Raw genomic sequence first — 20432 nt, forward strand, 5'->3', positions numbered from 1 at the left:
CCTAATCGTTTTACGATATAAAACAAATTAGTAAAACAAAGAATATGATGAAAAATTATGCAACAATGATAGCTGCTGCCTTTCTCGGCGGGGCTATGACCTTAGGAGGGTATAAACTCTTTATAGATAAACACGATGCCAAACAAGAGGCGCTTGATTTGCTCTCACGTCCTGCTTTGGTACAAACTAATCACACTACTCCTGAAAGAACGGTAGCAGGTGAAACCAACTTTGTGGAAGCGGCTAACAAAACGGTGAATAGCGTAGTGCACGTGAAGAACACTGTAAAATCACAAGGAGGTGTTACCTCTATCTTCGACCTTTTTTACGGTAATGGTGGAGGCGAACAGACCCAAGTAGGTACAGGCTCTGGCGTTATCATTACCCCCGATGGCTATATAGTAACCAATAATCACGTGATTGCCAATGCTACTACTTTGGAGGTTACCCTTAACAACAATAAAACTTATACTGCTAAACTCATAGGCACAGATGCTTCTTCGGATATTGCCTTACTGAAAATAGAAGCCGACGAAAAACTACCTTTCCTCACCTTTGCGGACTCCGATAACACACAAGTAGGCGAATGGGTGCTCGCGGTAGGGAATCCTTTCAACTTAAATTCTACCGTTACTGCGGGAATCATCAGTGCGAAAGCGCGTAACATCAGCGAGCGCGGTAGCGATAAAATAGAATCATTCATACAAACCGATGCCGTGGTGAATATGGGGAACAGTGGGGGAGCTTTAGTAAACCTCAATGGTGATCTCATTGGTATCAATACTGCTATCTCATCTACTACGGGTGTGTATATGGGCTACTCGTTTGCTGTGCCTAGCAATATCGCTAAGAAAGTGGTAGAGGATTTGATAGAATACGGGAATGTACAACGCGGGGTTATGGGCGTACGCGGACAAGGATTAGACTCCGAAGTAGCCAAAAAACTCAATATCAAAGAAACAGAAGGATTCTATGTAGATTCTGTAGATGATGAGTCAGGAGCAGGAGCTGCCGGACTTAAAAAAGGTGACATCATCAAGCAAATTGACAATGTGAAGATACATAAATACTCTGACCTTAGCGGTCACATCGCTTCTAAACGTCCTGGTGATATGCTAAAAGTAACTTACGTACGCGAAGGTAAAGAACGCACTACCAATATCACACTTAAGAAAAACACTACTTATGTAATACAATCCTTGGGTTTGGAAGTGAAAAACCTTTCAGATGCTGACCACAAGCGATTTAAAACTAAAAATGGAGTGAAGGTTACTGCTGCAGGTCAGTTCTATGAGTACAATAATATCAATATAGTGGGAAAAGTGTTGCTTTCAGTGAATGGAAAAACCATTAAAGATGTAGATGAATTGAAAAATATAATGTCTACCCTTTCTTCACGTAATCGCAACTCGTTAGAATTCCTGAACGAAAGAGGAGAAAAAGAAAGATTCTTTTTCTAATGGTAAAACAATAATGATAATCACTCTTGCATTATAAAAAAGAGATGAGAAAAGTCTCCAATCTCCTTCACATCACAAACTTTGTCAAAGTTTAAGTACTTTGACAAAGTTTTTTTATGAATCTAAATAGTGTACTTGTATAATTTATTATAAGTATTCTGTTCCCTTATAAAAGTTTTTAATATAGAATTTGCCTTAAATAGTAAAAAAAGAGTTGTTTATTGTGATGAAAGTAATAAAAAATTGTTTTTGTAGTGTTAATAAAAATTAGTTATCTTTGCCAAAATAACAAAAGATTTAAGCGATGATACACTATTTAAAAGCAGATGCTACGGTGCCACAAGCCGAAGGGAACATTGTTATCGCCCATATTTGTAATGATATAGGCGCTTGGGGGAAGGGATTTGTGTTAGCACTTTCCAAACGCTGGAAATACCCCGAAAAACAATACAAACAATGGTATAAAGAAGGGGGAAATTTTGCTTTGGGAGAGGTACAATTTGTGTCGGTAGAAGAGAAGATATGGGTTGCAAATCTCATTGGGCAACACAATATATATAGAGATGAAAAACGGTGACCCGCCTATTCGTTACGAGGCAGTGGAAAAAGGTTTGCAACAAATAGCCGATTTTGCTTATGAAATAAATGCTAAAGTGCAAATGCCTCGCATAGGTTGCGGATTGGCAGGAGGCTCTTGGGACAGAATTGAGAAACTTATAAGGCAAACACTTTTAAGGAAAAACATCGAAGTATTAGTTTGTGATTTATAACCTTATTTTTATTTTTTACCTTTTAGCTTTTATTCTGAAAAATAATGAACATCAAACTTCTCGCGGTGGGCAAGACCGATAATCCTGCTTTGCAACAGCTCATTGATATGTATGAAAAACGACTTTCGTATTACATCAATTTTGAATTGCAACTCTTGCCCGATATTAAGAATAGCAAATCACTATCGGAAGAGCAACAAAAAGCAAAAGAAGGGGAGCTTATCCTCGGCAATGTAGCCTCGTCTCATCACCTGATACTCTTAGACGAACGTGGCAAAGAGTTTACCTCAGTGGCTTTCGCCGATGAATTGCAAAAGAAAATGAATGCCGGCATCAAGCAGCTCACCTTTGTGATTGGGGGACCTTATGGTTTTTCAAAAGAAGTATACGACCGTGCTAATGGCAAGTTGTCACTTTCTAAACTCACCTTTTCACACCAAATGATACGCCTATTTTTTGTAGAACAACTCTACCGTGCTTTTACGATTCTCCGTAATGAGCCCTATCATCATCAGTAATTAGGGTTGTGGTGTTGTTACTGTTTTAGGAGCTTCTTCACCATCTAATTTCTTAACTTTAAGGAATGATTCGTGTTGTTCGATAGCCATTTCTATTTTAGCTACAATTTCTTCAACCGTATCATTTTCGTAATCTATTTGCAAAGGCGATTTGATAATCATCGATTGTTGCACTCCTTTCTTTTTGATATTTATTCCCTTTTTATCAAACGAGCGACGGAATCCATCGATTACGATGGGCACCACCACAGGTTTGTATTGCTTGATGAGGTGTGCAGTACCCTTGCGGATAGGCTTCCACGGCGAGGTAGTGCCCTGCGGGAAAGTAATCACCCAACCATCGGCAAGGGCGATACCTATGTTTTCCACGTCGGCTTGGCGGACTTCACGATGTATTTCTTTCCCTTTTTCGCGCCAAGTTCTGTTCACCGGTATAGCTCCTGCGTAACCTAATATTTTGGGCAGAATCCCTGATTTCATAGTCTCGGAAGCCGCCACGTAATAAATGTTAAGTTTTGGGTTCCACAGATAGCCCATATTATCCAAGGTATCTTTACGACCTTTAAGACTTGCGTTGAACACGTGAAACATAGCCGTTACGTCGGCGAAATAAGTCTGGTGATTTGAAATGAACAGTACATTCTGTGGTGGCAATTCGCGAATAACGTCCGAACCCTCAATCTTCAGTTGGTTAAAACCATCATACCTGCTGTGAGTAAGGATACCAAAAACGCGGATGAGCCATCGTTTTACGAAAAGTGTATGTCCGAAAGGGTCTTTTTTAAATAAAGGCATTGTTCAATTTTTTGATTAGGTGATGAGCTAAAAAGTCAATTACTATAGTAACAAATTAACTCATTAACTCATCAGTTTAGTTTATTGAAAAGTCTCTCTTGCTATCTGCATAGCAGTCTTTGTATTTGTTGTAAATCTTCACAGTTTCTTGGGCATTTCCCAGCCGTGAAAAGTTATTACAAATATTAAAGTTTAGCTTTTAGTTTTTCTATAAGCTTGGGAACAACTTCAAAAGCATCGCCTACCACGCCGTAATCGGCAGCTTTGAAGAAAGGAGCCTCGGCATCGGTGTTGATAACCAGCTTTACTTTTGAGGCATTAACCCCCGCCAAGTGTTGTATAGCCCCTGAAATACCAATGGCAATATACAAGTTAGGCGCAACGGGTTTCCCTGTTTGTCCTACGTGCTCAGCGTGTGGACGCCAACCCATATCGGCAACAGGCTTAGAACAAGCGGTGGCAGCGCCGAGTACTTCGGCAAGATCTTCGATTATGTGCCAATTCTCGGCGGCTCTTAATCCGCGTCCTCCTGATACCACAATAGAGGCATCGTCTAACGGTACTTTTCCTGTAGCCTTCTCGGTAGCGATTATCTTTATATCGAAATCACTATCTGAAAGGGTAGGGGAGAAGGGTTCTACAATTGCCGGAGTAGGATTTTCTTTTACTCCGAAGGCATTAGGAGCTAATCCTACTATTTTTATAGGTGTTGTGATTTTGTTTAAACTTATGGCTTTGTTAGAAAAGGCATTACTCTTAATAGTAAAATCGTTTTCAGGGAGTGAAATGGCGTTAGGTACATAACCTGCTTGTAGAGAAATGGCTAATAAAGGGGCAATATTCTTGGCTTGCGACGAGGCGCTGAAAAGCACCGTTGTACTTCCTTCTTTCTTCACTGCCTGTTGTAATATTTGTGCTACAGCCTTCGCCGAAAAGTGTTGTAGCTTTTCATCGGCTATGTTCAATACTTTATCAATACCATAAGTGCCTAACATTTCAGGATTATCAATGTTGATAGCTACTGCTACTATTTTGGTATTTTGTTTCTGAGCAAGAGTTTTGGCATAAGTAGCCACTTCATAACTACTTTTCTTTACTTTTCCGTTTTCGGAATCTATATATATGAGTATGGACATTTTTTATTAAATTACTTTAGCTTCGTTGTGTAATAAATCAATAAGAGTATCTAAATCATCAGCCGATACCATTTTTACAGGTTTTTTGGCAGGAAGTTTCTCAAAACCTATGGTTGTTACTCTCGTATCTGTATTTTCAGCAGGCAACACGGTGATTACTTTAGTGCGAGCTGCCATTAGGTTGCGCATATTTGGTATACGAAGGTCTTTCTCTTGGGTAAGTCCTTTTTGTCCCGCAATTACTAACGGAAGAGTTGCCGAGAGTTTTTCCTTACCGCCGTCTATTTCTCGTTCAGCTATTACCTCTGTCCCATTGATATCTAAACCTATGCATTTGTTGATAAAGGGTAGATTTAGTAATCCTGCCAAAAATCCTCCCACCATTCCGCCGTTATAATCAATAGATTCCTTTCCTGTAATGATAAGGTCGTAATTTCCTTCTTTAGCTACCTTAGCCAACTGAGTAGCTACAAAAAAAGCATCAGTAGGAGTGGCATCAATACGGATAATATCGTCAGCACCAATGGCGGAAGCCTTGCGCAATACGGGTTCTGTTTCTTGGGTGCCTACATTCACAAGGGTGATAGTAGCGCCTAACTTTTCTTTAAGTAAGATTGCCTTAGTGAGGCAGAATTCATCGTTAGGATTGATGATAAACTGCACTCCTGTAGGGTCGAACTTCTTATTTTCATCAGTAAAATTTATTTTCGAAGTAGTGTCGGGGACGCTACTGATACATACTAATATCTTCATAATCTTATAGATAATATAATTAAAATGATATATTAATAACCAAAAGGTGGTTATTTTTGAAGCGGTAAAAGTACTTCCTTTTGTATAACTGTGCAAACTATTATGCGAAAAAAATGTACCTTTGCCGTCTAACTATTTGAAATACTAAATAGAAATAATGAATCCTCCAGTAACCGATATGCAATTTTTCGGACAGTTATTGCGTTGCCCTAGCGGAATATATGCAAAAGAAGTAGGTGAATATACTTTCTTTTCCAATCGCACTATGATTTTCAATACTATTGATTGTTTATCACTTTTGCCCAATAGCAATGTTTTAGAAATTGGCTTTGGCAATGCCAGCCATTTACCTTATTTATTTGAAAAAGAGCCAACCATTCACTATACAGGAATAGAAACTTCTGCGGAAATGATAACTGAGGCTGCTGTAAGCAATCCCGAATTGGTAGCGCAACAATCTGTTTCTTTTCTGCAAGTACAACCCGATGAGAGACTTGAATTTAATATACTTTTTGATGTTTGCTTTTCAGTCAATACACTTTACTTTCTCAAAAGCCCTACTCGCTATTATCGCAATATTTATCAGTTGCTCAAGCCTATGGGAAAGGTAGTGATTACTTTTATTGACAAGTCAGTAGGTGAGAAAGCTCCTTTTGCACAAGTGGGTTTTAAGTTTTATACTGTTCCCGAAGTGCGAAAAATACTCTCCCGCATAGGGTTTAAGAATATCAAAGAGTATACTTTTGAAGAAACACTTGTTTCTAAGAGTGGCAAGAAAATACGTCGTCCTTATTGCATAATGATAGGAGAAAAATAAAAACCTCTCTGCTTTTTATTCTTCATTCCATATTTCCCACGCTTTTTCAGCTTGAAGTTTTAACATTAGTTGCCCATTACAAATAGTAGCTCCTTGCTTTTCTCCTCTGTGTAGAAATGTAGTTTGTGAAGGATTATAAATAAGGTCATAAAGCAAGTGCTCAGGAGTGAGATATTCATAAGGAATAGGAGGACAATCGTTAATATTAGGAAATGTACCTAAAGGAGTACAATTAATAATAAGGTGATAATTTTCTATAATCTCTTTGGTAAGTTCTGCGTAAGTAAACTGATTTATCTGTGGTGTGCGGGATACAAAACGATAATCAATATTTAGTTGCTTGAGCATATAAGCAACAGCACTCGATGCACCTCCCGTGCCTAAGATAAGAGCGTGATTATGATGTGGTTGCAATAAGAGAGATAATGATTTGCTAAAGCCATAGCAGTCGGTATTATAACCGACGAGTCCATCAGGAGTAACTTTTATAGTATTTACAGCTCCAATGGCTTGTGCAGTAGTATCAATGGCAGTAAGTAGCTTCATTACTTCTCGCTTATACGGAATGGTAACATTCATTCCTCGTAAATTGGGAGTGCTTTTTAAGAGAGCGGGTAATTCATTGAGATTTTGTATATCAAAATTGATATATTCACAATCATTAATACCTTCTCGTTTAAATTTCTCAGTGAAATATTTTCGAGAAAAAGAATAGCCAATATTACGACCCACAAGAGCAAAAGTTGTCATAAGAAAAACGCTTTTTTTATAGATAAACTATACATATTATCTATATACTGAATGTTACCTCTTACCTAAATTAAATTTTCCTATCAATCACGTAATTTACCATTAGAGTTAAGGCTTCTTTATAAGGTGAGGTTGGGAATTCATTCAATATATTTAAGGCTTTTTGTTGGAACTCTTTCATTTTAGTCGTAGCGTATTCTAGCCCTTTATGATTCTTTACAAATTCAATTACTTCCTTTACGCGTTTTTTGTCTTTGTTGTATTTTTTTACCGAATTGATAAGCCATTGTTTTTCTTCTTCGGAACAAATATTAAGTACATAAATAAGTGGTAGGGTCATTTTTTGTTCTTTAATATCTATACCTGTAGGTTTGCCAATTGCGTCTTCGGTATAATCAAAAAGGTCGTCTTTTATTTGGAAAGCCATTCCTATGTATTCACCAAAGAGTCGCATTTTCTCTATCACTTCGGTTTGTTCTGGCTGTACCGAACAAGCTCCCATCGCACAACAAGCGGCTATAAGCGTCGCGGTTTTCTGACGGATAATCTCGTAGTACACCTCTTCTACAATGTCTAACCGACGAGCTTTTTCTATCTGCAAGAGTTCACCTTCACTCATTTCACGTACGGCTACCGAGATAATGCGCAATAAGTCGAAATCACCATTGTCTATAGAGAGTAGTAAGCCTTTAGAAAGTAGGTAATCACCTACCAATACAGCTATTTTGTTTTTCCATAAGGCATTGATTGAGAAGAACCCTCGGCGCTTGTTGCTGTCGTCCACTACATCATCGTGTACAAGGGTAGCAGTGTGTATGAGCTCTATTACCGATGCTCCCCGATAGGTGCGTTCGCTCACCTTACCTCCCGATACCATCTTGGCTACTAAGAACACAAACATCGGTCGCATTTGCTTGCCTTTGCGATTTACAATATAGTAGGTAATACGATTCAGTAAGGCAACCTTAGACGACATCGAGCTACGGAACTTCTGTTCAAAGAGTTCCATTTCTTCACGGATAGGTTCTTTTATTTGAGCTGTTATCTTCATTGCTCGAAGTTATCAATTTCTACTTTTAGATTGTTGATGATAAACTCTTGACGGTCAGGAGTGTTTTTGCCCATATAGAACTCCAAGAGCTGTTCGGTATGGATAGTTTTGTCCATCATTACAGGGTCTAAGCGTATATCTTCTCCTATAAAATCTTTAAACTCATCGGGAGAGATTTCTCCCAATCCTTTGAAACGAGTAATTTCAGGTTTGCCTTTTAACTTGTCTATGGCTGCTTCCTTTTCTTCTTCGCTGTAACAATATATTTTTTGCGTTTTGTTGCGCACACGGAATAGAGGTGTTTGCAGTATATATAAGTGCCCTTCTTTGATGATTTCGGGGAAGAACTGCAAAAAGAAAGTGATAAGCAAAAGACGAATGTGCATACCGTCTACATCAGCATCGGTGGCTACAACGATGTTATTGTAGCGAAGGTCGTCCATAGAGTCTTCAATATTTAGGGCGGCTTGTAATAGGTTGAACTCTTCATTTTCATACACTATTTTCTTACTCATTCCGTAGGTATTCAAAGGTTTACCACGTAGTGAGAAAACGGCTTGTGTGGTTACATCACGCGATTTAGTAATAGAGCCTGAAGCTGAATCTCCCTCAGTAATGAACAAGGTGCTTTGTAGGGCACGCTCGTCTTTGGTATCAGTGAGGTGTACGCGACAGTCGCGTAGTTTACGGTTGTGTAAGCTTGCTTTTTTAGCTCTTTCTTTTGCCAGTTTGCGAATACCTGCCAAGTCTTCACGCTCGCGTTGTGCCTGCATAATCTTCCGTTGTAGCACATCGGATATCTCAGGGTTTTTATGTAGGAAATCATCTAAGTGGCGACTGATGAAATCATTGATATAGGTGCGTACGGAAGGCATTCCTTCTCCCATTTCGGTAGAACCGAGCTTGGTTTTCGTTTGGCTCTCAAATACAGGTTCCATCACTTTGATTGAGAGACCCGCGATGATAGACTTACGCACATCGGAGGCATCATAGTTTTTTTTATAAAAGTCGCGAATGGTCTTTACATAAGCCTCTTTGAAAGCGTTGAGGTGTGTACCCCCTTGTGTAGTGTTCTGACCGTTTACAAAAGAGTAATACTCCTCGCTGTACTGAGTTTTGCTGTGAGATATGGCAATCTCAATATCTTCACCTCTAAGGTGAATGATAGGGTAAAGAAAATCCTCTTCATTGTTGTTTTCGGTGAGGAGGTCTTTGAGTCCGTTTTCAGAATAGTACTTTTCACCATTGTAGTTGATAGTAAGACCTGGGTTGAGGTATACGTAGTTTTTGAGCATACGCACCACATATTCATTACGGAACTTGAAGTTCTTAAAGATAGTGTCGTCTGGAATAAAAGCTACGCTAGTACCGCGCCTTTTCTGGCTTTCCTCGATAGCGCCTTCTTCTTTTAGTAAACCTCTCTCAAAAATAGCCGATTTGCATTGACCATCGCGCACCGATTCCACTTTGAAGTAGGTAGAAAGGGCATTCACAGCTTTTGTACCCACCCCATTGAGTCCGATAGATTTCTTAAAAGCTCGGGAGTCGTACTTACCTCCCGTATTCATTTTCGATACTACATCTACTACCTTTCCTAAGGGGATACCGCGCCCATAGTCACGTACTTCTACTTGGTTATCGGTGATTTTTACGTCGATGGTCTTACCAGCTCCCATCACAAACTCATCTATACAGTTATCGATGACCTCTTTGAGAAGGATATAAATACCGTCGTCGGCTGAAGAGCCATCACCCAGCTTCCCGATATACATACCAGGGCGTGTGCGAATGTGTTCTTGCCAGTCCAAAGAGCGGATACTATCCTCGTCATATCTAATTTCTTCCATAAAGTTTACTTTTGTTTTTAGATGTGCAAAAGTATTAAAAATTATTCATATCCAAAAAATAAATATCTGTCTCCTTTGCTTACAATTGTTTTGAAAAACAATTATAACATAAAGGTGTCGCTACCGTTACTTTCTTCTCCTCTCCACAGCAATGGCAGTACTTCTCTTCGTAGAAACGGTTGCCGAACTTCACCCACGCTTCATAACAGCTGTCGCACAAAGGCTTCGAAGGGTCAAAAGGAATAGCGGTATTACAACGGATACAGTGCCCTTTTTTCTCTTCTTGTACAGCATTTTCCTGAGGTGTTTCGGTTTCTATAGCTCTTTCAGCGGAAGGCTCGCGTTCTGCGAGTGGTCTGTTCTCGGCATTTGCGTAGTTTTCGGGTACAAAAGAGGAGTAGCGGATAGGCTTCACCTCTCTGTTAGACAATACATCGTCTACCAAATCCAAATGCACGGTAGAGCCTACATAGTCTTTCGCCAGACCTAAAAACTTCTTGTTGTAGTTAGGACGTTTGGCAAAGATAGTGTAACCGCTGTCGAGTACACTCATAATGGTATTTTTAGAAGTCTCGAAGAAGTTGTTTTTGTTCACAAGGTCGGTGAGGGCTTTTTCGGCAAGTACACCAAACTCTACCTTGTTTACCAGCGAGTAATCCAAAAGGTTCATAGAGGTAATCACCGATTGCTTTTCGTTGGCATAATATTGTCCGTGTAACTGTGGAATATACACCATTGTGATATTCGGGAAGCCCAAGAAGTACTCAATATCTTCACGCTTACAATTTTCTTCTCCATTAGAGGTACTTTTGCCAAACCCAATGAGTATATGCAGTTTGGTATTGTTTAAAAGCTGTTTAAAAACATTGTCTTTGAGGTAATCTCCCAGCTGAATATAAGGCGAAATGATGATAAGCTCCTTTTCCGCCTTAAAAAGGGTATCGTAAATAGTATCCGATAGTGGTTTTCCTGTTAAAAAGTCCATAGATGTATGATTATATTTTGTTATTCATAAAGAATTTTATTTCCTAAATATCATATTTTTTTCTTAGCTCTAATATACCAATTCGTAATAAAATGCCAGTTTTACTTCGTCCCAAAATATTACAAATTTCTACGATTTTTGTCTTTTCGCAATAAAGAACTTCTAATTTATCATCTTCTTCTGTTGTCCATTTTTTACCTGCAAAGGTGTCCAATGGGGTTCCCCTTGATAGATAATAGAGTCTTCGGTAATTGTATCTAAGTACATTAATGCTTTTTTATCATTAACATACTCACTTTTAATACCATTTTCTGTAATATTAATGATATGATACCCCATAGTTAAATTAGTTTTTATTAGGAGCTGCTGTTTTGTCTAACAGATTCTTACGCTCTACTACATTGTATTTTACAGGTATAAAATGTAAGTTTAAATGGCTGATTTTACAAATTCTGAACAAATTTAATTGTTTCTTTTAGCTCTTCTTTATGTGCTTCAAGGGTTAATCTCTCTTGAAAAGATTTTAATAAATCGATAGCTTTTTCCTTAGGCTTTCGATTGTATAATTCTTCTTTTACTCTATCATTTTCTTTAAACATTTTTACTATAAGTCTTATCTTATCAGTGCTCAATGAGTCTATGAAAGGGTTTAATATAGAATAACTTTGTGACCTTCCCCAAAAATTTCCGCACCAAACAGATAAAATTTCTTGATATACATCTTCAAAAGCTACAGAAGGCACTTTTATCCCTAACTGAAGTAAAGATTTACTCATAGATTCTTCCTTGCCCCATCCATAGGCAGTATTTTTAGCTTCTGCAAGATTACTTGATGCTTTTCTATAAATTCTTGCTCTTGTTCCTTCTGGAATATAACCAACAGCATTCATTTTAACTAATAATTCAAAAATAGTTGTTTTGGTATCATTATTTGAAGCAGATTCAATATCACCACCTATCATCAAGTTATGATACTTTACACCTAATGTTTTTCTTAAATCATCATTCGATTTTTCCCAAACTATTGGGAATAAGTGAAATATGTTAGTTTTAGTTTCTTCATTTTCTGTAGTTAGAGAATTTAATAAAAAACCAAAAAGAGTTCTAATTTCTTGATTGTTATAAGTCTTTATTTGATCTTCTAATGTCTTTAATTCTTCTGAATTAAGTAGCTTAGTTTTTATAGGATCAAAAATAGCTGATATAGAATACTTGGGTTCTGGTAAAGGTTGTTTAAATAGGTCTTGAAGTAATAGAACTAACGCTATAACATCTTCTTCACAAACTTTATCATCTGAGTCATGAGCACAAGATGCATGATTTCTCATCCAGTCGATTGTCTCTAAAGACTTTGCTGTTTTTTTGCTTATTAGCCCTATGTCCTTTGCTCCTGAAATTAGAACAAAATCTTCTACACCGCTCCATCTTTCAGCTAGTGTACTTCCGTTTGGGTCATACTTTTTTCTTCCAGAGTTTTCTTTTAGAACAGTTGACCAAAGCTCAACTCCATATGCTTCTACTCTTCTTCTTAAATTAGAAATAGCAGCATTCCAAAAATCAATTAAGGAATGATCATAATATTTAAGACAAAACAAATCTCTTGCCTTATTTATATATTCACATTCTTTATTAGATAATTCAGGAAAACTAGCTCTAATTTCTAATTGCTTAGAAATTATGTCTGGAAAATTACTATTATTGATCATAAATGTAAATTTAAAAAATTAGTCATTCAGCTTCAACACCGCCATAAACGCACTCTGTGGTATCTCCACATTCCCCACTTGGCGCATACGTTTCTTACCTGCTTTCTGTTTCTCCAATAGCTTACGCTTACGCGAGATATCCCCTCCGTAACATTTAGCAGTAACGTCTTTGCGGAGGGCTTTGATAGTCTCACGCGAGATGATTTTAGCCCCTATAGCCGCCTGTATAGGTATGTCAAACTGCTGACGCGGGATCAGTTCGCGCAACTTCTCGCACATCTTCTTGCCTATGTTATAAGCATTATCGGCGTGGATAAGGGCAGAGAGCGCATCGACTGACTGTGAGTTAATAAGTATATCCACCTTCACAAGGTTAGAAGCGCGCATCCCAATAGGCGAATAGTCAAACGAGGCATAGCCCTTGCTCACTGTTTTAAGTCGGTCGTAGAAGTCGAACACGATTTCGGCAAGTGGCATATCAAAGTTCAGCTCTACACGCTCAGGGGTGAGGTAGTGCTGGTTGGTTATCTGTCCGCGTTTCTCAATACAGAGCGACATCACCTGACCTATGAAATCCGATTTGGTGATGATGCTCGCCTTGATATACGGCTCTTCCACACGGTCTAATTTCGACGGGTCGGGTAGGTCAGAAGGGTTATTTACGATAATCTCTTTTTCAGGTTCTTTTTTCGTATAGGCGTGGTAACTTACGTTGGGCACAGTGGTAATCACGGTCATACCAAACTCGCGTTCCAAACGCTCTTGTACGATTTCTAAGTGCAACATCCCTAAGAATCCACAGCGGAAGCCAAAGCCCAAAGCGGCAGAACTTTCGGGGGTAAACACTAGCGAGGCATCGTTCAGTTGCAGTTTTTCCATCGAGACGCGTAGCTCTTCGTAATCTTCGGTATCTACCGGATAAATTCCTGCAAAAACCATCGGTTTTACGTTCTCAAAGCCGTCAATAGCTTCTTTACAGCCGTCTACTGCCGAGGTAATCGTATCACCCACTTTCACCTCACGCGCATCCTTAATACCGGTGATAAGGTAACCCACATCGCCGGTGCCAATCACTTGCTTGGGTACTTGGTTGAGTTTAAGCGTACCCACCTCGTCCGCATCATAAATTTTGCCGTTAGACATAAATTTGATTTTCTGCCCTTTGCGTATTTCACCGTTCATCACCCGGAAGTAAGTCTCTACCCCGCGAAAAGAGTTGTATACCGAGTCGAATATCAAGGCTTGTAGCGGTGCCTTAGGGTCGCCGGTAGGGGCAGGAATACGCTCTATAATAGCCTCCAAAATTGCCTCTACGCCCAAACCTGTTTTACCGCTGGCAGGGATAATCTCATCGGGCGAACACCCCAATAGGTCTACTATATCGTCTTTCACCTCTTCGGGATTAGCGCTGGGTAGGTCTATTTTGTTGAGTACGGGAATGATTTCAAGGTCGTTTTCGAGAGCCAAGTAGAGGTTAGAAATCGTCTGTGCTTGTATGCTTTGAGCAGCATCTACGATGAGGAGCGCCCCCTCGCAAGCAGCGATGGAACGCGATACCTCATAAGAGAAATCCACGTGACCGGGGGTATCGATAAGGTTGAGGATATACGTTTCGCCTTTGTACACATATTCCATTTGTATCGCGTGGCTCTTGATAGTGATACCGCGCTCCCGCTCCAAGTCCATATTGTCGAGCAATTGGTCTTGTTTTTCGCGTTCGGTTACGGTTTGGGTAAAGTCGAGCAAACGGTCGGCTAAGGTACTCTTTCCGTGGTCGATATGTGCAATAATGCAGAAATTACGTATGTTCTTCATTTGTTTCTTAGTGTTTAGTTTTTAGTGATGAGTTGTGAGTTGTCTGTACCGAGAGACAACGAACTAATAATTAAAGGTGCAAAGATAGAAAATAATTGTCAATTCACAAATTGAAAGTTCTATCGTGCTTCAAAGAGGTTCTCATTTGTAGTTTATCGAATTATTTGTAATATATTTTTGATTGTAAATTTACTTTTTCAAAAGAAAAAGTTGCTAAATCAAAATTATTGTTTATATTTGCGACCAAATTAGAAAAAGAAAACAATATCTATTTTTTTTAAAGTATTAAGATTATCAATTTAAAAAACTTATCCAAATGAGAGATTTAACTAAAATGACAAACATTGAGGACTTGCGTGTGGTGTGTAAACGCAACGTCCCTAAGATGTTCTATGAGTATGTAGACACCGGCTCTTGGACTGAATCAACTTACAGAGAAAATGTTTCCGATTTTAACCCTATTAAATTCCGTCAACGCATATTAGTGGATATGGATAACCGTACCCTCGAAAGTACTCTTTTAGGGCAAAAGGTAAAGTTTCCCGCTATGACGGCTCCTGTTGGCTTTATGGGAATGATGTGGGCTGATGGTGAAATCCATATGGCAAAAGCCGCTCAAAAATTTGGAATCCCCTTTACGCTTTCTACGATGTCTATCTGTTCTATCGAAGATTTGGTAGAAGCAGGAGTAGAGCCCTTTTGGTTTCAGTTGTATGTAATGCGCGACCGCGATTTTATGAAAGACCTTATTCGTCGTGCTAAAGATGCTAAATGCTCTGCTTTAATGATAACCGTAGATTTGCAGGTGCTCGGCAATCGTCATCGCGATATCAAGAATGGACTTTCCACCCCTCCTAAGTTCACTATCCCTAATATGATTAACCTCTCTACTAAAATTCCTTGGGGGTTGCGCTATGTGTTTGGCAATCGCCGTTGGACATTCCGCAATATTGCAGGTCACGCGAAAAGCGTATCCGACCTCTCTTCACTTTCCTCTTGGACAAAAGAGCAGTTCGACCCAAGTCTTAGTTGGAAAGATATCGCCGAAATTAAAGAATTGTGGGGGGGACCTATCATCTTAAAGGGTATTATGACTCCTGAAGATGCTATCGAAGCTGTGAAATATGGTGCCGATGCTATTATTGTCTCTAACCACGGTGGTCGCCAAATGGACGATACTATTTCCACTATCAAAGCACTCCCCGATATTGTAAGCGCCGTAGGTAGCCAAACCGAAGTATGGATAGACTCTGGTTTCTATACAGGACAAAATATGCTCAAAGCGTGGGCGTTAGGAGCGAAAGGTATTATGCTTGGTCGTGCTCCTGTATATGGGCTCGGTGCTTATGGCGAAGAAGGCGTAACACGTGCTTTGCAAATATTATATGACGAAATGGATACTACTATGGCTTTTTCAGGTCATCGTAACCTCCAAGATGTAGATAGTAGTATTTTAGTAGAGGGTACTTATCCTCTACCAAGCAATAATTTCCGAGTTTAGTTTAACTTTCATTGTAAAAAGAAAGAGCTTAATACATCATTCGTATTAAGCTCTTTCACTTTTTATTACAAACTATTAAAATTTAAACCACTTATTCTTCATTATAAATGCTCCTTACAATCCCATCGGCAAGACCAATACGGGGTACGTGTACAATTTCTGCTCCTGACCATTTCATCGCATTGATGAACACTGTAAGTGCATACAGAATTACGTCGGCGCGGTCGGGATTAAAGCCTAAGAGCCTGATGCGTTCATCGTAAGTAAATCCCGATACATAGTTAAGGTAATCGGTGAGGTACTGATAGCTCAGTGGTTCTCCTTCTCTGCTGTTGGAGTTCTTGTGTATCTTGTTGATGTTCCCTCCTGAACCAATGGCTTCTATATGTTCACAGTCTTTCGTATGCTTTTTTATCCAGTGCTCCACTTCTTCCCACGTTTTATTGCTTACTTTGTTGTCCAATAAACGCACTGTACCTATGGGGAACGAACGCGACTTCTTTACCTTCCCCTTCGAGAAGACCGTAAACTCAGTACTACCCCCGCCTACGTCTATGTATAGGTAATCTTTATCTTTTTGTATTAAACTTGAAATATCGGTAGAAGCAATAATGCTCGCCTCTTCGGCACCATCTATAATATCTATGCGCACTCCTGTACGTTTGTATACCTCATCGGCTACTTGTTGCCCATTGGTAGATTCTCGCATTGCCGAGGTCGCACAAGCGCGATACTTTTCCACTTGGTTTACTTTCATCAGCAAACTGAACGCTTGCATCGTGTCTGCCAATCTATCGGTGTTTTCTTCTGAGATGAGCCCGTCTAAAAACACATCAGCTCCCAAACGGATAGGTACACGCACCAAGCTGGCTTTGGTAAATTTCGGAGCTTCGTTAGGTTCTTCCAATACGTTCGATATGAGCAATCTCACCCCGTTCGACCCTATGTCTATCGCTCCTAATTTTTTGATATTCATTTCGTAATTATTTGTCTTTGTCCATTTCTAAAGAGCGCACTTTTAGCGGGTTTTTGGTCAGTTCAGCGTACTCTTCACGGTTTCTAAACACATCTAAAGCAGTGAAAATAGCGTGACGGAACGACTCAGGATCGGCAATGCCCTTGCCTGCTATTTCGTAAGCCGTACCGTGGTCGGGCGAAGTGCGTACTTTGCTAAGTCCTGCTGTATAGTTCACACCACTACCAAAGGCAATGGTTTTGAACGCGATAAGCCCTTGGTCGTGGTAAGGTGCTAATACCGCATCGTAATTCCGGTAGGTTTGTGAACCGAAGAAACTATCGGCAGCAAAAGGTCCAAATACCAATATATTCTCATCAAAATACAGCTTTTTCAAGGCTGGGCGTAACACTTCGTCATCTTCGTTACCTATCACGCCTTTATCTCCGCAATGTGGATTAATGCCCAATACGGCTATTTTAGGGCGTTGTAAGCGGAAGTCCTTAATGAGTGATTCGTTCATCAGGCGCGCTTTCTCCATAATGAGGGCTTCTGTAATAAGAGAAGAAACCTCTTTCAAAGGCACGTGGTCAGTAAGTAAACCCACTTTCAGGTCTTCGCTCACCATAAACATCAGGCTAGTGCCGTTGAGCTCTTGTGCCAAATAATCGGTGTGACCAGGGAAGTGAAACGCGTCCGACTGTATGTTGTTCTTATTGATAGGAGCGGTTACCAGCACATCAATACTGTTGTTTTTTAATGCTTCCACCGCAGCTTGTAATGATAAAAAGGCATATTTGCCACCTTCTTCGGTTTCTTGTCCGAAAGTAACCGTAGGTGTTTCTTTCCAGCAGTTTAGCACATTTAGCTTGCCGTCAATAGCAGCTTCCACGCTCTCAATTCCTTGAAAATTGGCAGTGGTATTGAAATGTTTCTTCTGAAAAGAAACTAACTTGTTCGAAGCAAAAATAATAGGCGTACACAATTCCAATATTTGGTGGTCTTCAAAGGTTTTTAGGATAATTTCAAGTCCTACACCGTTCATATCACCAATGGAAATTCCTACTTTTATGGGTTTTTCTTTCATAAAATGAAATGCATTTTAAGGTACTTATTCTTCTCTCTGAGTGTAGAATACGCTTATTCTGGGCAAGCGTTTTTCTACTTCTTCGTATTGCTGAGTAGTGAAATTACGGTTGTTGATGTACAAAACACCCTTCCACTGTATTTTCTCTATCGATTTTATAAACTGTTTGAAATCAAGCGGATTGTCGTTGATATTCACGTAAGTTAAACGTGGATTTTCAGCCAATGCTTGTGGTAATTTAGTGAGGTTGTTCGCATTGAAGTATACGTTTTCTAACTTTGGCAAACGTCCTACTGAGGCAGGCACTTCGCTAAGCGCAGCATTGCGCAACGATAGTTCTTCAAGTAGTGGCAACCTATCGAAGTTATCAGGAAGTACTTTTATTTTGTTCTTCGTGTCAAACTGACTGATGATAAGTGATTTCAACTTAGGTAAAGCAAACACTTGCTCTGGGAAATCTGTAAATTCAGCTCCTTCAAACTTCAAATTTTCTAACTGTTTTAAGTTCATAAGTGAGGCAGGCACTTCGGTAATCGGGTTATAGATATCTATAGTTTGCAAAGCCGAAAGACTGCCGATGTTCTCAGGTAATTTGCTTAGGTTATTGAGGCGTAATACCAATACTTTTAGTGTTTTATTTTCAACACTTAGCTCAGGAAATGAAGCTATCCCCACTTCCTTTATTTCCAATACTTCAAGTTGCTGTGCTTCACTGAAAAGCCTTCTCAATAAAGCCTCACTTACTTGCACTTCATTATTTGAATTGCTATAAATTCTAACTTCTTTTAGCTTAGCAAAGTTAGTCTTCATAAGCTCTTCAGCGCTCCTGAAACTTTGTTCATCTCCGCTGGTAGTGGCAATTCTTATTTGCATAGATTGTGCCCCTGCAACAAACGGAATTGCGAGGGCAAACACGCATAAAAGTTGTTTTATTTTTTTCATTGTTCTATTTTTTATCTGTAAATAATTATTACTTTTGTCCTTTCAGAGTGCAAAGATATAAAAAATATGGGAGTAACACAAACTTATTCTTTTCATAGTAATGGTAAATTGCTCATTACGGGCGAATATGCGGTGCTCGACGGAGCGCTCGCTTTTGCTTTACCCACCCAGAAAGGACAGACATTGAAGGTAATAGAAGGAGCAAACGAAAGCCGATGGCAAGCCTTTGATGCCGACGGTGATTTGTGGTTCGACAGTGCGACACTCACTACTGAAACCGACCAACAAATAGCACAAACATTGCAAAAAATTCTCACTACGGCTACTCTCCTCAACCCCAATTTCAAAGATAAATGGCTACACTCTCAAGTGCAAACTCATTTAGAGTTCCCTCGTTTGTGGGGCTTAGGCACTTCCTCTACACTCATCAACAATATAGCGCAGTGGGCAGCCGTAAATCCATACGAACTGCTTTTTAAGAGTTTTGGTGGCAGTGGTTACGATATCGCTTGTGCCAAAAGCAATACTCCATTGTTGTATAAGTTAGAAGGAGGCAAACCACATAGTTACCCTTTGCGCTTTCTTTTTCCTCATACGCATCAAATCTACTTCGTTTATCTCAATCAGAAACAAAATAGCAAGGACGGAATTGCGCGTTATCGGTCAGTAACTAAAAGTAAACGCAAACTTGCTGAGAGCATTACTCGCCTTACTGAACAGTTTGTTTTAGCGCACACCATAACCGATGTTTGCCAGATATTAAACGAACACGAAACTCTCATTAGCAACTACTTGAGTATGCCCACCGTTAAAGAACGCCTTTTTTCCGATTTCAACGGCACAGTGAAGAGTTTGGGCGCTTGGGGTGGTGATTTTGTATTAGCCATTTCCGAAACCGAAGATACCCCCGCTTATTTTGCCTCCAAAGGTTTTGATACTTGCGTCCCTTACAATAACTTAATTAGGTAAGAGATAAGAGATAAGGCTATGTTAGGTACGTGAGTAACAAGGAAATTAATAATGGAAAGGAGAAGTATAGAAAGATATTGTTATTCTACTTTATGATTTTCGTTATGTCCTCTATCTGTTACTGATATTTTTCCCCCAATAGCACAATTACAAGTACTCTCATCGGTAAGAATTTTCTTTTCATTGATAGTTGTATTTTTGGCAGTATTCTCCCATTTTATAGGACACGGCACACAAGGCAAATATCCTCCTGTGGTAGGTTTTAGTCTACACTGTCCAAAGGGAAGTATATTCACATTGGCTTGTTTGTCTTCTTCTGTGGCAATAGGTTTCTCCTCTATAGTTGTAAATGTTTGACTTGTAACAGTAAGATTACTTTTAGTACTACCTTGATTACAACTAAGTTCCGCTGTACTAGTGATTATATTTGGCATATATAAATTTAAATTATTAATTATAATTCTACCTCTTCTCTTTCGTCTTATCAGGTACGATTACTTTTAGCACTTTTATAGCACCATAACGAGGAACGTATTTAACTACGTGCGAAATTATCTCTCCTGTTTGAGCATCTA

The 20432-nt window shown here is 39.4% G+C and carries 19 protein-coding genes and 1 pseudogene; 6 read left to right on the forward strand and 14 right to left on the reverse strand.

Annotation, left to right across the window (positions count from 1 at the left end; all coding sequences use genetic code 11):
• Positions 1-44: 44 nt before the first annotated feature.
• The 3 genes and pseudogenes from HMPREF1320_RS02405 to rlmH all read left to right on the forward strand — a co-directional run bounded on the left by HMPREF1320_RS02405 (position 45) and on the right by rlmH (position 2748).
• Complete coding sequence (locus HMPREF1320_RS02405) at positions 45-1460, forward strand: S1C family serine protease (RefSeq protein ID WP_009417315.1); 1416 nt, start codon at positions 45-47, stop codon at positions 1458-1460.
• A gap of 304 nt (positions 1461-1764) precedes the next feature.
• Positions 1765-2230: pseudogene (locus HMPREF1320_RS02410) on the forward strand (macro domain-containing protein).
• Between the two features lie 44 nt (positions 2231-2274).
• Complete coding sequence (gene rlmH / locus HMPREF1320_RS02415) at positions 2275-2748, forward strand: 23S rRNA (pseudouridine(1915)-N(3))-methyltransferase RlmH (RefSeq protein ID WP_009412231.1); 474 nt, start codon at positions 2275-2277, stop codon at positions 2746-2748.
• Here the strand turns inward: rlmH and HMPREF1320_RS02420 are convergent, their stop codons facing one another.
• The 3 genes from HMPREF1320_RS02420 to HMPREF1320_RS02430 all read right to left on the reverse strand — a co-directional run bounded on the left by HMPREF1320_RS02420 (position 2749) and on the right by HMPREF1320_RS02430 (position 5432).
• Entirely contained in the window at positions 2749-3543 is a 795-nt protein-coding gene (locus tag HMPREF1320_RS02420; protein ID WP_009417311.1) for a lysophospholipid acyltransferase family protein, read from the reverse strand. It abuts the gene before it with no gap.
• Positions 3544-3728: 185 nt separating this feature from the next.
• Positions 3729-4679, reverse strand: coding sequence for an electron transfer flavoprotein subunit alpha/FixB family protein (locus tag HMPREF1320_RS02425; protein WP_009417352.1), 951 nt, complete (start codon positions 4677-4679; stop codon positions 3729-3731).
• 6 nt (positions 4680-4685) lie between these two features.
• Positions 4686-5432: an electron transfer flavoprotein subunit beta/FixA family protein gene (locus tag HMPREF1320_RS02430; RefSeq protein WP_009417333.1), complete on the reverse strand. Its 747-nt coding sequence runs from the start codon at positions 5430-5432 to the stop codon at positions 4686-4688.
• 157 nt (positions 5433-5589) lie between these two features.
• Between HMPREF1320_RS02430 and HMPREF1320_RS02435 the strand changes: the two genes are divergently transcribed.
• Positions 5590-6249: a class I SAM-dependent methyltransferase gene (locus HMPREF1320_RS02435; RefSeq protein WP_009417340.1), complete on the forward strand. Its 660-nt coding sequence runs from the start codon at positions 5590-5592 to the stop codon at positions 6247-6249.
• A 15-nt stretch (positions 6250-6264) separates the two neighbouring features.
• Here HMPREF1320_RS02435 and HMPREF1320_RS02440 read toward each other — a convergent pair whose 3' ends face one another.
• The 7 genes from HMPREF1320_RS02440 to lepA all read right to left on the reverse strand — a co-directional run bounded on the left by HMPREF1320_RS02440 (position 6265) and on the right by lepA (position 14403).
• Positions 6265-6999, reverse strand: a complete 735-nt coding sequence (locus HMPREF1320_RS02440) for a shikimate dehydrogenase family protein (protein WP_009417344.1) — start codon at positions 6997-6999, stop codon at positions 6265-6267.
• Between the two features lie 70 nt (positions 7000-7069).
• Positions 7070-8050 carry a polyprenyl synthetase family protein gene (locus HMPREF1320_RS02445; protein WP_009417313.1) on the reverse strand — a complete coding sequence of 327 codons (981 nt, stop codon included), beginning with the start codon at positions 8048-8050 and terminating at the stop codon, positions 7070-7072.
• On the reverse strand, positions 8047-9897 hold the full coding sequence (locus tag HMPREF1320_RS02450; RefSeq protein ID WP_009417339.1) for a DNA topoisomerase IV subunit B: 1851 nt from the start codon (positions 9895-9897) through the stop codon (positions 8047-8049). The genes HMPREF1320_RS02445 and HMPREF1320_RS02450 overlap by 4 nt, the downstream gene beginning before the upstream one ends.
• A 79-nt stretch (positions 9898-9976) precedes the next feature.
• Entirely contained in the window at positions 9977-10882 is a 906-nt protein-coding gene (locus tag HMPREF1320_RS02455) for a hypothetical protein (RefSeq protein WP_009417320.1), read from the reverse strand.
• A gap of 162 nt (positions 10883-11044) precedes the next feature.
• Entirely contained in the window at positions 11045-11221 is a 177-nt protein-coding gene (locus HMPREF1320_RS11455) for a hypothetical protein (protein WP_009417355.1), read from the reverse strand.
• 104 nt (positions 11222-11325) lie between these two features.
• Positions 11326-12588 carry a hypothetical protein gene (locus tag HMPREF1320_RS02460; RefSeq protein ID WP_009417336.1) on the reverse strand — a complete coding sequence of 421 codons (1263 nt, stop codon included), beginning with the start codon at positions 12586-12588 and terminating at the stop codon, positions 11326-11328.
• A gap of 18 nt (positions 12589-12606) precedes the next feature.
• A complete protein-coding gene (gene lepA / locus HMPREF1320_RS02465; RefSeq protein ID WP_009417359.1) occupies positions 12607-14403 on the reverse strand; it encodes a translation elongation factor 4 in 1797 nt (598 codons plus the stop codon).
• 316 nt (positions 14404-14719) lie between these two features.
• Here lepA and HMPREF1320_RS02470 point away from each other — a divergent pair, with 316 nt between their 5' ends.
• Positions 14720-15904, forward strand: coding sequence for an alpha-hydroxy acid oxidase (locus tag HMPREF1320_RS02470; RefSeq protein ID WP_009417310.1), 1185 nt, complete (start codon positions 14720-14722; stop codon positions 15902-15904).
• 91 nt (positions 15905-15995) lie between these two features.
• Here the strand turns inward: HMPREF1320_RS02470 and HMPREF1320_RS02475 are convergent, their stop codons facing one another.
• From HMPREF1320_RS02475 to HMPREF1320_RS02485, 3 genes are read right to left on the reverse strand one after another with little or no spacing between them, the layout of a single operon-like run.
• A complete protein-coding gene (locus HMPREF1320_RS02475) occupies positions 15996-16880 on the reverse strand; it encodes a Ppx/GppA phosphatase family protein (RefSeq protein WP_009417358.1) in 885 nt (294 codons plus the stop codon).
• A 7-nt stretch (positions 16881-16887) separates the two neighbouring features.
• Positions 16888-17946 (reverse strand): 4-hydroxythreonine-4-phosphate dehydrogenase PdxA, encoded by a 1059-nt coding sequence (pdxA, locus tag HMPREF1320_RS02480; RefSeq protein ID WP_009417349.1) that lies wholly within the window; start codon positions 17944-17946, stop codon positions 16888-16890.
• 24 nt (positions 17947-17970) lie between these two features.
• Entirely contained in the window at positions 17971-18888 is a 918-nt protein-coding gene (locus HMPREF1320_RS02485) for a leucine-rich repeat domain-containing protein (RefSeq protein ID WP_009417354.1), read from the reverse strand.
• Positions 18889-18954: 66 nt separating this feature from the next.
• Here HMPREF1320_RS02485 and HMPREF1320_RS02490 point away from each other — a divergent pair, with 66 nt between their 5' ends.
• Positions 18955-19857, forward strand: coding sequence for a GYDIA family GHMP kinase (locus HMPREF1320_RS02490; protein ID WP_009417335.1), 903 nt, complete (start codon positions 18955-18957; stop codon positions 19855-19857).
• A gap of 80 nt (positions 19858-19937) precedes the next feature.
• Here HMPREF1320_RS02490 and HMPREF1320_RS02495 read toward each other — a convergent pair whose 3' ends face one another.
• Positions 19938-20291 carry a DUF4280 domain-containing protein gene (locus tag HMPREF1320_RS02495; protein ID WP_009417319.1) on the reverse strand — a complete coding sequence of 118 codons (354 nt, stop codon included), beginning with the start codon at positions 20289-20291 and terminating at the stop codon, positions 19938-19940.
• Between the last annotated feature and the right edge of the window lie 141 nt (positions 20292-20432).

The organism is Capnocytophaga sp. oral taxon 335 str. F0486 (assembly GCF_000277665.1).
In the GTDB taxonomy this organism is placed as follows: domain Bacteria; phylum Bacteroidota; class Bacteroidia; order Flavobacteriales; family Flavobacteriaceae; genus Capnocytophaga; species Capnocytophaga ochracea.

What these genes read in the sequence shown, in the direction of transcription:
- HMPREF1320_RS02455 (WP_009417320.1), bottom strand. Translation starts at nt 10,882, where the DNA reads ATGGACTTTTTAACAGGAAAACCACTATCGGATACTATTTACGATACC.
- HMPREF1320_RS02490 (WP_009417335.1), top strand. Translation starts at nt 18,955, where the DNA reads ATGGGAGTAACACAAACTTATTCTTTTCATAGTAATGGTAAATTGCTC.
- HMPREF1320_RS02440 (WP_009417344.1), bottom strand. Translation starts at nt 6,999, where the DNA reads ATGACAACTTTTGCTCTTGTGGGTCGTAATATTGGCTATTCTTTTTCT.
- HMPREF1320_RS02475 (WP_009417358.1), bottom strand. Translation starts at nt 16,880, where the DNA reads ATGAATATCAAAAAATTAGGAGCGATAGACATAGGGTCGAACGGGGTG.
- pdxA (WP_009417349.1), bottom strand. Translation starts at nt 17,946, where the DNA reads ATGAAAGAAAAACCCATAAAAGTAGGAATTTCCATTGGTGATATGAAC.
- HMPREF1320_RS02445 (WP_009417313.1), bottom strand. Translation starts at nt 8,050, where the DNA reads ATGAAGATAACAGCTCAAATAAAAGAACCTATCCGTGAAGAAATGGAA.
- HMPREF1320_RS02405 (WP_009417315.1), top strand. Translation starts at nt 45, where the DNA reads ATGATGAAAAATTATGCAACAATGATAGCTGCTGCCTTTCTCGGCGGG.
- lepA (WP_009417359.1), bottom strand. Translation starts at nt 14,403, where the DNA reads ATGAAGAACATACGTAATTTCTGCATTATTGCACATATCGACCACGGA.
- HMPREF1320_RS02420 (WP_009417311.1), bottom strand. Translation starts at nt 3,543, where the DNA reads ATGCCTTTATTTAAAAAAGACCCTTTCGGACATACACTTTTCGTAAAA.
- HMPREF1320_RS02460 (WP_009417336.1), bottom strand. Translation starts at nt 12,588, where the DNA reads ATGATCAATAATAGTAATTTTCCAGACATAATTTCTAAGCAATTAGAA.
- HMPREF1320_RS02435 (WP_009417340.1), top strand. Translation starts at nt 5,590, where the DNA reads ATGAATCCTCCAGTAACCGATATGCAATTTTTCGGACAGTTATTGCGT.
- HMPREF1320_RS02495 (WP_009417319.1), bottom strand. Translation starts at nt 20,291, where the DNA reads ATGCCAAATATAATCACTAGTACAGCGGAACTTAGTTGTAATCAAGGT.
- HMPREF1320_RS02430 (WP_009417333.1), bottom strand. Translation starts at nt 5,432, where the DNA reads ATGAAGATATTAGTATGTATCAGTAGCGTCCCCGACACTACTTCGAAA.
- HMPREF1320_RS11455 (WP_009417355.1), bottom strand. Translation starts at nt 11,221, where the DNA reads ATGGGGTATCATATCATTAATATTACAGAAAATGGTATTAAAAGTGAG.
- HMPREF1320_RS02485 (WP_009417354.1), bottom strand. Translation starts at nt 18,888, where the DNA reads ATGAAAAAAATAAAACAACTTTTATGCGTGTTTGCCCTCGCAATTCCG.
- HMPREF1320_RS02450 (WP_009417339.1), bottom strand. Translation starts at nt 9,897, where the DNA reads ATGGAAGAAATTAGATATGACGAGGATAGTATCCGCTCTTTGGACTGG.
- HMPREF1320_RS02470 (WP_009417310.1), top strand. Translation starts at nt 14,720, where the DNA reads ATGAGAGATTTAACTAAAATGACAAACATTGAGGACTTGCGTGTGGTG.
- HMPREF1320_RS02425 (WP_009417352.1), bottom strand. Translation starts at nt 4,679, where the DNA reads ATGTCCATACTCATATATATAGATTCCGAAAACGGAAAAGTAAAGAAA.
- rlmH (WP_009412231.1), top strand. Translation starts at nt 2,275, where the DNA reads ATGAACATCAAACTTCTCGCGGTGGGCAAGACCGATAATCCTGCTTTG.